Here is a 10,300-nt window from a genome sequence, read left to right on the forward strand (position 1 = left end):
ACATAAAGTGCTACTCCCTGCTCCCCAGATATTCTTCCACCTTCTCCGGCGTATCCAGTCTCAGCCGTACAATAGTCATCATGATCATGTACCGCAACACTTCCTTTAAGATCTCATCGTCAAACTGCGACTTCATATTTTCCGGGTATGCGTGTACCAGGAAGTGCACATTATAAGCATCGCCCTGTCTTGAGATAAATGCACTCACATAGAGGCCATTCATGACCGCTGTTATGATGTCGTCATCCGTGATCTGTATATTTATCTTATACATCTTTGATATAAACTTTACCGTCTTGTCTTCTTTTACGAGAAAACGCCTGTCTGTAATCTCTCCTATGGAAAAGTTCTGTTTATGGAGTGTTATCGCCTGCAGGAATTCTGATTCCCTGTCATTCTCAATTATATAATCATATATATCATTAGGTGTGTATGCCATATTGTTCAAGTTATCCTTTCATCTATTTGTCTATATGCTAAGCGCTTTTGTCTATCACTCGTCCGGAGTCGTCACGTCACACTGCCCATCGTAAGTCCGATCACAAATACCACAAATGCACCAATCGTAAGCACATACCACTCGATAACACGGACTGTAAGTTCCCAGTCAGACGGCTCAACATCATACAGGTTTCTCACCCTGGGCCACATGGCCAATCTGAAAAGTTCATCTGGAAACAACATGCTTACGACTGCAATAATGCATATAATGATTCCGAATATATATAATACTATATTTCCTCTGTTTGTAGTCTGCGGACCAGTAATAAACTTCACTATTTCATAAATATCCGGCGGATTTGCATAATAATCTCCTAAAACCACATCAAAATCGTTGGTCATCGTGCCGTCCGCATTGTATACCATGTATCCATCTTTTGAGACAGCGCCTCTAAAAAACACCTTATCACCCGCCATGATCTTTACTCCGATATAATCATCAGATGATAACATGCCGTTTTCTGTCCCTACCGGTATGGCAGAATGATCCTCCATCCAGCTATATGGTCCATATGTTACGTCTCTATACCCATCTCCTGTAAATCGATGATAACACTTAAATTCTATGCTCTGGTCATCATATACTATGATACTTGTATGTCCATCTGTATATGTCACATTTCCCTGTTCTTCTTTTCGGGTCAGAAAGTCACCCCTGAATTCTATTCCCTTTATGGACATTATAATCGGATAAATTATGGAAAATGCTATGATCATTGCCACTATAATGCTCATCAGAACCTTTTGCGTCCTGGATAAATTCTTTATTCTCTCCATATACATTTCCCCCTTCGATCAGGAATTTTCTGTTATCTCCACGAGCTGCGAAACATACTCTGCAGATTTCAAATACATATCGACTGCCTATATTATCCTCCCATGCTATCCGCAGCCCCTGACTATTGCCCGCGCACGCCTAGAACAGATCCAGCGTATTGTCAAGATATATCTCTTCTCTTACCCTCAGCTGGTACTCTGGCTTTGTCATATAGTATAACAGAAATTCCAGCACTATGGCACTTCCAAGACCTCTTCCCTCTATCTTGAAATTGGAAAATCCCATCGGCAGGTAAATGTTCCTTATATCATCTATACCTATAAATCCGGGATTCTCCATCGCTTTTGAGAAACGATAGCCACCTGCTGCGTTCGGCGATGTACAGTGGTGAATTGATTTCTCACCGAGAGCCATACGGCTCACATCCTCATAGCAGGCTTTCCTGTCCTGACAGGAGAACCAACAGCATTCGTTGCACAGGAATTCCACCTTGTCTTTCTGCTTTTGCGAAAGCGCCCCCAGCCTGTCAAATGCTTTGTTCAGCCGGAAATCCGGCACAACATATCGGAATTCATCCCGGTCAAGCTCTGCCGAAAACTGGTCAAAGTCCGTAATGACCTTTGTTGTAGATGAAACCATATATAGTCCCGGATAGTTCTCCTGCAGATAGTCAAGCAACAACTCCGAATGGACTATGACACCGTTTTGAATATCACCCTTCTCAAACGCTCTGCACAAATCATTACACCGTTTATCCGCAAGATGTTCCGGTCTTAACAATGAGTTGCTGAAGGTCAGCCTCGCCGATATTCCATACCCGCTCATAAGTTCCAGCACATCTCTGGCACCGCTGTCGCCATATCCTGCTCTGCCGCCACCCCAGAGGCAGTCACCCGGTGCGCCATACACCGAGCCGATATCACACCAGTCGTAAAAATATTCCCTGTGCTCACGGTATAGTGGCAGGAATACCTTGTACAGCTCGTAGAATTCAAAAAGTCCGGGCAGATGGTAATGTGCCTTGTATTCTGTTTTGTTATTACCTGTCTCTGGCTTTGATCTGCCAGACAATGGCTCATTCCCCATAGTGTTCATTTTCCTGTTTTTCTTTCAGTTCCCATATGTTATCTTAGCTTCCGCATACTGTCTACAATTATATAAAAGTTCTTCATCTGTTGCAAACCATGTTTAGGATATTGTATATTTGAAAGAGGCATCGACCACCCAAAGATCAAAAAGAGGAAGAACGTCGATGCGGAGCTGGACAAGTTTCTGTAGGCAATACAAACAAACTGCAACGGAGGTTATTATTTATTATGGGGAATACATTCAGGGAAGTTAAGTGTTTCAAATGCGGACACATTTTTATGTGGCAGAAAGATGGTATAGACTATCAGTCTGAATATCGTCTGGAAAGCACCAGCGAACTGCTGGGAATTGCGGCATGTCCTAAATGCGGAACGGATATGTTGGTAATTCCGCATGTTCTTGAGGGAATCTCTAAAGATTCAAATGGAATTGTGGAATCAGGGATACGGGGAATATAAAGGCAAAAACAACCGGGTATGTTTCTTCCTGAACATGCCCGATTATTTTTTATATGGGAATATCCTACTCATCTGGATTTACGATGGCGCCTATCTTAAACTCTCTGCCGTCCTTTTGCCACTGTCTGTACTCCGCTGTAGCGGCAAAGAGTACATCTCCCGATGAGTTGATTGCCGTCTCAAGTGAATCCTGGACCACTCCGATGATCATTCCGACAGCAACAGCCTGCATGGATATATCCTGTGGGATTCCAAACAGCGAGCACGCCATAGGAATGAGCAACAGCGAACCTCCCGCAACACCTGAGGCACCGCACGCGCCAAGGGTTGCCATAAGACTGAGCATGAGTGCTGTCGGAACGTCAACCGACACTCCCATGGTATTTGCAACGGAAAGCGCCATTATAGTTATAGTGATGGCGGCACCATCCATATTGATGGTCGCGCCAAGCGGTATGGATACCGAATACACATCCGGGTCAAGTCCAAGTCTATTGCAAAGTGACATGTTCACTGGGATATTTGCCGCAGAACTTCTGGTGAAGAACGCCGTCACACCTGACTCTCTGAGACATCTCCACGCAAGTGGATATGCATTTCTCCTTAAGACGATAGTCGCAAGGAGCGGATCTACGATCAATGCAACCGTAAGCATGGCGCCCACAAGCACAAGCAGCAATCTGCCATATTCCTTGAATATCGACAATCCACTCTCCGATACTGTCGTGAACACAAGTCCCATGATTCCAAATGGTGCGCACCCGATGATCCACCTCACGACGGTTGATACCGCATCCGATATGGATACAAGTGCAGATTTTATAGACTTGCTTGTCCGTCGCATGGCAAGTCCAAACAAAAGTGCCCATGCAAGTATGCAGAGATAATTTGCGTTGAGTATCGCATTTACGGGATTATCGGTGATGTTGAGCAAAAGATTCTGGAGGACCTCCATGATTCCCGATGGGACGACATCCGCCTGATATGATTCAAGGTCCAGTGTCATGGTTACAGGGAAAATAAAACTTGCGCTCACCGCCACTACCGCTGCGCATAGCGTGCTGAGCATATACATGATCGTCACCATACGGAACTGCTGGCCATTTCCCTTTCCTGCATTTGCAATTGAGCTGATGACAAGGGCAAACACCAGTATCGGCGCAATTGCCTTGAGCGCCCTGACGAACATGGTTCCGATCAGGCCTATTCCCGTTGCCCCCGGCACCAGAAGTCCCAGCACCGCACCGATCACTATTCCAACCAATATCTTCGCGATCAGCGACACCCTATTCCACATCTCTACAATCTTTTTCATGAATCTAACTCCTAACTATATCTATATTTCTGCTTTTTAACATACATTTTCTTTAGCATTCTTCTTTCTCAGAAGAAGTATCCTCACGAGCAAAAACACTGGGAATATAACTCCCGCAAGGATTCCGCGTTTCTTAATAGTATCATATATCGATCAGGCTTGTATATAACAGATTTCATAACACAAAAAGCGGCGAACAGATTCTTGCTTCTGTTCGCCGCCACTTCACTTCTATAATACTCTATTTTATGACCAGACTTCCTCTGCTATCTCCTTAACGAGCTTGAGCTTTGCCCACTGCTCTTCCTCTGTCAGCTTGTTTCCGATCTCACACGATGCAAATCCACACTGAGGGCTCAGGCATAATCTGTCAAGTGGTACATACTTTGCAGCCTCATAGATCCTTGCAATGACCTTCTCCTTATCCTCAAGAACCGGAGATTTTGTTGTGATAAGTCCGAGCACGACCTTCTTGTTCTCTGAAACCTTTGCAAGAGGTGCAAATCCGCCCGATCTCTCATCGTCATACTCAAGGAACAGCGCATCTACATTCTCATTTGCAAATACATAATCTGCAACTGTGTCATAAGGACCGCTTGTGAAGAATGTTGAGTGGTAATTTCCTCTGCAGATATGTGAAGTGATGACCATATCCTCCGGCTTTCCTTCAAGGGCAAGATTGTTCACTGCAAGCAGCTCCTTCTTGACATCCTCAAGTGATATTCCAAGCGACCTATATCTCTGCTTTGCTGCATCCCCCACTATGGCTCCCCATGTACAATCGTCAAGCTGCAGGTTTCGGCATCCAGCATCATAGAACTGCTTAATAACATCCTGATAAGCCTTTCCGATATCCTGGATAAGCTCCTCATTTGTAGGATAGAACTTCCTTGTGTTTGCAATATTGTCAGGTACTATCATCTGCTGGAATGTCTGTGCAGGAGCCGGTATCGTATACTTTGCAACTGTATTCTCATCCTCGAACTGCTTTAAGAACTTGAAATATTCAACAAATGGATGAGCCTTTGCCTTTATCTTACCTACAAGATACGTATCATCAAGAACCGCAAGCTCTGCATCGAATTTCACACCATTTCCAGTGTTCTCATGGGCAACTCCATCAAGTCCCCACATAAAGTCAAGATGCCAGAATGTTCTTCTGAACTCGCCATCTGTGATCGCATGGAATCCAAGTTCCTTCTGCTTTGCAACGACCTTGGTAATCTCCTCATTAACAACTTTGTCGAACTCCTCCTTGGTGATCTTTCCGTCCCTGTATGCTGCCTTCGCATCCTTGAGTGCCTGTGGTCTCAGAAAGCTTCCTACAAAATCGTATCTGAAAGGTGTCTGTAATTTGCTCATATGTCTTTATCCTCCGTAGTGTTTTCTCGTTTTCTTAACTTGAGGATATTCTAGCAGGATAGGCTGTCCATGGAAAATACTATTATTTTGAGGCTTGCCATAGCTTTAAACTATGGAATATGATAAGAGTACTCCACTATCAATGCTTAAAATTCTATAAACCGCCAAATCTATAACAAAAAGCCTGCATAATCCCTATGTGAAATCATCCACAATGACAATCGTCAAATATGATTTCATATAGGCTTATACAGGCTTTCATACCCTATTATTCAATATTCTTTAACTCCACTGCGAGTTATACAGATCCGCATAGAATCCATTCTGAGCCATGAGCTCATCATGGTTACCCTGCTCTATGATGTCACCGTCCTTCATAACAAGGATTATGTCTGCATTCTTGATGGTTGACAGTCTGTGGGCTATGACAAAGCTTGTCCTACCCTTCATCAGATTGTCCATGGCTCTCTGAATCCTGTGTTCTGTTCTCGTATCGACTGACGATGTAGCCTCATCGAGGATCAGGACCGGATTGTCAGCAAGAATTGCCCTTGCGATAGTTAAGAGCTGTTTCTGTCCCTGGGAGATATTTGTTATCTCCTCATTGAGCTCCATGTTGTATCCACCCGGAAGTGCCGAGATAAATCTATGTGCATGAGCTGCCTTTGCCGCTGCGATGACTTCCTCATCCGTGGCATCCAGTCTTCCGTATCTGATATTCTCCATGATAGTGCCCTTGAACAGCCATGTATCCTGAAGCACCATGCCAAATACATCCCTGAGCTCACGTCTGTTGAAGTTCTTAATATTGTGTCCGTCCAGTAGTATAGCACCGCCATTCACGTCGTAGAATCTCATGAGCAGCTTGACCATGGTGGTCTTACCCGCTCCGGTAGGTCCGACTATAGCTACCTGCTGTCCCGGTTTTACATGGGCTGAGAAATCCTTGATGATGATCTGATCCGGGTTGTATCCGAACTTTACATGCTCAAATGTTACCTCACCCTTGATTCCCTCTGTGGATACAGGATTCTCTACTATCTGCTCCTCTTCTTTCTCTTCAAGAAGTTCAAATACTCGCTCAGCGGCTGCTGCCATCTGCTGCATCATATTTGTGACCTGGGCAACCTGCTGAACTGGCTGTGTGAGGTTCTTCACGTACTGTATAAATGCCTGGATATCACCTATCTGGATAGTTCCTCTGATCGCAAGAGCCGCACCTGATATGGCAACTGCCACATAGCCCAGATTACCGACAAACATCATAATAGGCTGCATCAATCCTGAGAAGAACTGTGACTTCCATGCTGACTTGTACAGAGTCTCATTTGTCTCATGGAACTCTCTTCTAACGTCGTTCTCCTTATTGAACGCTTTTATGACATTGTGTCCGCCATACACCTCTTCAACCTGCCCGTTTATGTGTCCCACGTATTCCTGCTGCTGCTTGAAGAATCTCTGGGATTTCTTGATGACAAACATCATGAGCATGATACTTATCGGAAGTATCAGCACTGATATAAGTGTCATAAGCGGGCTGATCGTGAGCATCATCACAATTACACCGATGACCGTACTAACCGATGTGATGAGCTGTGTGATACTCTGGTTCAGACCATTTCCCATGGTATCTATATCATTTGTAATCCTTGAAAGTACCTCGCCATAGGTTCTGCTCTCAAAGTAACTCATCGGCATCCTGTTGATCTTCTCGGACACCTCACGTCTCATCCTGTAGCACACCTTCTGTGTGATACCGGTCATGATGAAGCCCTGTACAAAGCTAAATGCCACACTCAGCACATACAGGCCAAGACAGAACAGCAATATCTTACCGATATACGTGAAATCAATTCCGCCGTTGCCTGTTATCTTGTTCATGATTCCCTCGGACAGGACTGTTGTCGCCTTGCCGAGTACCTTCGGACATACTACGTTGAATACCGTACTTCCAATTGCAAATATAGCAACGACAACAACCGCGGCCTTGTACTTGCCTATATATCTGAATAACTTTCCTATCGTTCCCTTAAAGTCCTTGGCTTTATCGCCGCCCATCATAGGACCGTGGCCTCTTCTAGGACCTCTGAAACTTCTCTGATTATTTGTCTGATTCTGTTCTGACATGTCCTACACCTGCCTTTCTGAGTCAGTTCCAAGACTGGCCGCTATCTCCGATGGAGAAAGCTGTGACTCGGCTATCTGCCTGTACTCCTCACAGGTCTGCATGAGTTCCTTGTGAGTTCCCTTGCCGACTATCGTACCCTCGTCAAGCACAAGTATCTGATCTGCTGAGAGTATAGTGCTTACACGCTGTGCAACGATAAATACCGTGCTGTCATTTATGTGCTCGCCAAGTGCCTTTCTGACTGCCACATCCGTCTTGAAATCAAGCGCCGAAAAGCTGTCGTCAAATATCAGGATCTTCGGCTTTCTTGCTATGGCTCTGGCTATAGCAAGACGCTGTTTCTGACCACCGGACACATTTCCACCGCCCTGAGCAACCGCACTGTCGTAACCATGCTCCTTCTCCTCTATGAAGTCGGATGCCTGGGAAATCTCAGCTGCAAGCTTGACATCTTCATCAGATGCATCCGGTGCACCGAATCTTATATTGGACGCAATCGTTCCCGAGAACAGAATTCCCTTCTGCGGAACAAAACCGATATTCTGTCTCACGCTCTCCATAGTGAGGTCTCTTATATCCTGTCCGTCTATCGTTATCGAACCCTCCGTAACATCATAGAATCTCGGGAGGAGCTGAACCAGTGTACTCTTACCACAACCGGTACTTCCTATGATCGCCGTAGTCTGTCCAGGCTTGGCCTCAAATGAGATATTCTCAAGTACATTCTCATCTGCGCCCGGATATGCAAATGCGACATTGTCATACTTTACGACACCCCTTGGTGCTTCAAGCTTCTTTGCCCCGGCTGCGTCCTGAACTGTCACTTCAGTGTTTATGATCTCCTGTATTCTGTCTGCTGCCACGCTGGCACGAGGGAGCATGACTGACATCATGCTGAGCATAAGGAACGACATGATAATAAGCATTGTGTATGTAATAAATGCAGTCATTGATCCTACCTGAAGGACACCCGCATCAATCTTGTGGGCTGCCACCCACTCTATAAGTATGCTTATTGCATACATGATGAACATGAGTATAGGCATTGCAAATGTCATGACTCTGTTGACGAACAAGGTGTTCTTCGTCAGGTCTTTATTTGCCTCATCGAATCTCTCTTCCTCCCGTTCCTCTCTGCCAAATGCCCTGATAACCGGGATACCTGTAAGTATCTCTCTTGACACAAGGTTTACTCTGTCCACCAGTGTCTGCATAACTTTAAACTTTGGCATGGCAATGACCATAAGCGTTCCCATGAGGATCACAACTGCTGCTATACCGATGAATATTACCCAGCCCATTCCGGCTCCGTTCTCAACAACCTTGACGATTCCTCCAATAGAAAGTATCGGTGCATATAGAACCATTCTGAGCATCATAACTGTAACCATCTGTATCTGCTGGACATCATTTGTAGATCTCGTTATAAGAGATGCAGTTGAGAACTTGTTGATCTCAGCATCCGAAAATGCGATAACCTTGTTGAACACCTTCTCTCTGAGTCCGCAGGCAACGCTTGCCGCAACCCTTGACGCCACAAGTCCTATGAGAACCGCAGCTGCTGCCATGAGAAGTGACATTCCAAGCATCTTCACCGCTGCCCACTTCAGATATGACATCTGTCCTGCCTTATAATCGTAGCCAAAGCTGTCGTAGCATATTCTTGTACATGCTATGGCTGTGGATTCCATATAATCCTCACCCATGCTGTCGAGCATGCCATCAACCACAGGCTTCATCTGTTCACCGATCTGCGCCCACATCTCCTCCGGCATCTCGTCAAGGGTGATTCCCATCTTGTCGAGTCCTGCCTTGATCTCGTTGTCCTCGTCAGAGTTCACCATCTGATATGGATAGTAATACATCATAAGCCCCTTCATACAGGCACTATCCACTTCGTCTATGTGTTCCTCGCCATCTTCTGTCAGGTAATAATAACCATCCGAACCATCTTTATAATATTTCTCCCATACGGCTTTCTCATCGTCATCCATAAATCCGCCTATCACGTTGTAGGCTTTCTCTGGGATCTGTTTCGGACTGCAGTTCTCTATACCGTAGTTCTGTATACCGGTATCTATGAGCTTTGAGGTGTAGTCCGGAAGTGACAGATCACAGTATGCCTGCAGAACAAGAAGAAGGGCTATGATAATGACCGACTTCCAATATGGCTTCAGATTTCTGAATATCTGCATGTCATTTCCTCCTTGAACAATTATTAATCAGATGAATGTATCCCCCTCTAGTCTTTCTATGTGCACAACATAACATCACCTGTACCGGATCGCTCCCGCTCATTTCGGCCTACAGCGGTACTAAGGTGCCACTTACATGCCACCTAAGGACCGGTGGCCTCAAATGTCCTGTACAGGTGCTGTTATGTTGTACACGTTAATATACATTATGCAGGGATACATTCATCTGATATCTACGCTTTCTTCTGACGGAGAAAATGCCATGCTTTAGCTGACGTTGTTTTCCCCTTTACATTTTCAAGCGTATTCTTTCTTTAATTAAATATCTTTGAAAGTTTATCATTGCATATATTCTCAGTCAATTAAATATCTATAAAGATTTAATAATTTTTATGACAAAAAAACGGCAGCCGCTGTGATATGTACCCTCTTTACTGGACAACCAGTAAGGAGGGTATTTTTATGCGTTATAGT

8 protein-coding genes are annotated in these 10,300 nt (G+C 44.9%); 1 reads left to right on the plus strand and 7 read right to left on the minus strand.

The window, feature by feature from the left end:
- Positions 1 to 10 precede the first annotated feature (10 nt).
- From DXD11_RS12935 to DXD11_RS12945, 3 genes are all read right to left on the minus strand, one after another.
- Positions 11 to 439, minus strand: a complete 429-nt coding sequence (locus DXD11_RS12935; RefSeq protein WP_055224266.1) for a hypothetical protein — start codon at positions 437 to 439, stop codon at positions 11 to 13.
- A gap of 71 nt (positions 440 to 510) precedes the next feature.
- Positions 511 to 1,278: a hypothetical protein gene (locus DXD11_RS12940; protein ID WP_118649847.1), complete on the minus strand. Its 768-nt coding sequence runs from the start codon at positions 1,276 to 1,278 to the stop codon at positions 511 to 513.
- A 139-nt stretch (positions 1,279 to 1,417) separates the two neighbouring features.
- Positions 1,418 to 2,365 (minus strand): hypothetical protein, encoded by a 948-nt coding sequence (locus DXD11_RS12945; RefSeq protein WP_243017714.1) that lies wholly within the window; start codon positions 2,363 to 2,365, stop codon positions 1,418 to 1,420.
- 230 nt (positions 2,366 to 2,595) lie between these two features.
- Here DXD11_RS12945 and DXD11_RS12950 point away from each other — a divergent pair, with 230 nt between their 5' ends.
- Positions 2,596 to 2,826, plus strand: a complete 231-nt coding sequence (locus tag DXD11_RS12950) for a hypothetical protein (RefSeq protein ID WP_118649848.1) — start codon at positions 2,596 to 2,598, stop codon at positions 2,824 to 2,826.
- A gap of 64 nt (positions 2,827 to 2,890) precedes the next feature.
- Here DXD11_RS12950 and sstT read toward each other — a convergent pair whose 3' ends face one another.
- From sstT to DXD11_RS12970, 4 genes are all read right to left on the minus strand, one after another.
- Complete coding sequence (sstT, locus tag DXD11_RS12955; RefSeq protein ID WP_118649849.1) at positions 2,891 to 4,141, minus strand: serine/threonine transporter SstT; 1,251 nt, start codon at positions 4,139 to 4,141, stop codon at positions 2,891 to 2,893.
- Between the two features lie 246 nt (positions 4,142 to 4,387).
- The gene (locus tag DXD11_RS12960) at positions 4,388 to 5,503 is read right to left on the minus strand and encodes a 5-methyltetrahydropteroyltriglutamate--homocysteine S-methyltransferase (RefSeq protein WP_118649850.1); all 1,116 of its coding nucleotides are present in this window, start codon (positions 5,501 to 5,503) and stop codon (positions 4,388 to 4,390) included.
- A gap of 282 nt (positions 5,504 to 5,785) precedes the next feature.
- On the minus strand, positions 5,786 to 7,630 hold the full coding sequence (locus tag DXD11_RS12965; protein WP_118018410.1) for an ABC transporter ATP-binding protein: 1,845 nt from the start codon (positions 7,628 to 7,630) through the stop codon (positions 5,786 to 5,788).
- Positions 7,631 to 7,633: 3 nt separating this feature from the next.
- Positions 7,634 to 9,826, minus strand: a complete 2,193-nt coding sequence (locus tag DXD11_RS12970) for an ABC transporter ATP-binding protein (protein WP_118018412.1) — start codon at positions 9,824 to 9,826, stop codon at positions 7,634 to 7,636.
- Between the last annotated feature and the right edge of the window lie 474 nt (positions 9,827 to 10,300).

Origin of the sequence: Coprococcus sp. TF11-13, from assembly GCF_003481085.1 — a bacterium.
Classification (GTDB): domain Bacteria; phylum Bacillota; class Clostridia; order Lachnospirales; family Lachnospiraceae; genus Coprococcus; species Coprococcus aceti.